The sequence below is a fragment of the Limosilactobacillus difficilis genome, assembly GCF_947387495.1.
GTDB classification, from domain to species: Bacteria; Bacillota; Bacilli; order Lactobacillales; family Lactobacillaceae; genus Limosilactobacillus; species Limosilactobacillus difficilis.
The window spans coordinates 1-1,623 of the sequence record NZ_CANDNU010000086.1; the positions used below are offsets into that span (position 1 = coordinate 1).

2 protein-coding genes are annotated in these 1,623 nt (G+C 39.9%); both read right to left on the reverse strand.

Annotation, left to right across the window (positions count from 1 at the left end):
- Positions 1–185: 185 nt before the first annotated feature.
- Positions 186–632 (reverse strand): GNAT family N-acetyltransferase, encoded by a 447-nt coding sequence (locus QOR82_RS09025; protein ID WP_283584405.1) that lies wholly within the window; start codon positions 630–632, stop codon positions 186–188.
- A gap of 213 nt (positions 633–845) precedes the next feature.
- On the reverse strand, positions 846–1,424 hold the full coding sequence (locus tag QOR82_RS09030) for a DUF6933 domain-containing protein (protein WP_283584406.1): 579 nt from the start codon (positions 1,422–1,424) through the stop codon (positions 846–848).
- Between the last annotated feature and the right edge of the window lie 199 nt (positions 1,425–1,623).

A 1,623-nucleotide genomic window follows, 5' to 3' on the forward strand; every position in this document is an offset into this window, starting at 1 on the left:
TGTTTGCTTTAAAAAAAATCACCCTCAAATTTTGAGGATGATTATACGTCTCCACCAACACCAATTGACAGAGACCCGAAATTTCCTAACAATTGTGAAGCACCTTAATTCAACTATTTTCGTTAACTCTTATACTGAGATTCATTTACCCATTTGAACCATTGGCAGGATTCGTCACCATTCGGCTAATCTTCTGATTTCAAAACCATGTCCAGATGGGGAATCCCATCCTCTAAATACACATCAGAAACCGCTTGAAAGCCCAGCGAGCCATAAAACTTCTTCAGGTAGGCCTGAGCCTGAATCTGGATCAATTCGCCGTTAAATATCCGATGGGTTGTCGCAATGGTCTGCTCAACCAGGTAACGACCATAGTGATGCTTCCGGTATTGCATCGGGACCAGGACCCGGCCAAAGGTGACCTTCCCATCTTGCCGACGATAAATTCTGGTATAGCAGACCATCTCACCATCATCGTCCCATAGAGTCAGGTGGTGGGCATGGTAGTCATAAGAATCAACTTCCTGATAGGGGCAATCCTGTTCGACTACGAATACCTTGACCCGTTCCTCAATCAGCCGGCACCATTCAACGGCCGTCATTTCATCCAAAGTCTTAACTACTATTTTCATCCAAAATTTCTCCTTTGACAAAAAGCGCCTAACCCTATTTCTCTTCTATACGAAAGTCTTAACAAAATAAGATTAAGTGATTTAATCCCCGTTCCGGGGAACCAGGCAACGGCAACGTTTTTTGGGGGCTATTTTATGGTCTGCGATTGCACACACCACGATGAGTGAACTGAATCTCTTTGTCTCATGATGACCGATATTTCAATAACAGCATTACTGATATCTATTTTTTAATAATTGAGCAAATCTTTCCGCGGGATAATCGTAAGTTTTCTTGCCGTGCACTTTCAGACCTGCCAAGTAATTCCAGTTGATTTCTTTATTGAGAGGCCGGGTACGCAACAGATTGCCATCCACAAAATCATAGAAGCGATCACCATCTTCCATATAGGATGTTTGAAAATAGTTCATGCTTGAAATAATGCTTCGATCAGTCAATTTATCAAAATAGGTAACCGTATTCTCTGCAGCATAACGATCGATCAATTTCAGCATTTCTTGGTCACCAGAATAAATGTCATTCAGATAACCAAAAATAATTTCTGTTAGTTGATCAATCTGCTTTTCTTTTACATCTGCAATCACAATAGTAAATTTGCTGGCAAAATTACAGAGTTGCAAACACTTCAAATATTCAAATTGAAATACCTTAGCACCCCACTCATAAAGCGGATCACCTGCTTGACGTTTTCGAGTGTCCGTAATCAAGTGTTTCATCAATGGGTTGGCAAATTGGTCTGGTAATTTTAATCGGTAAATGTCAAGGGTCTTTTTAGTGCCGTAAATAATCATGGGCATTCTCCTTCATTACTTAAATGCTGCGGTGTTGCCTTTCCCTCCGGTTATATTTTGCCATTAATTGAGATCTATTGCTATTTTTACCACTGAATTGTACGATTTAGTCAATAAAACTAAGGCCTAAATTTCAAGAATAAGTTAGCCACTGGACTCAAATAAATAATACTGACCAATTGATTATTGGTTGATGGAG

Coding starts and splice junctions, on each gene's coding strand:
- QOR82_RS09025 (WP_283584405.1), bottom strand. CDS start 632: ATGAAAATAGTAGTTAAGACTTTGGATGAAATGACGGCCGTTGAATGG.
- QOR82_RS09030 (WP_283584406.1), bottom strand. CDS start 1,424: ATGATTATTTACGGCACTAAAAAGACCCTTGACATTTACCGATTAAAA.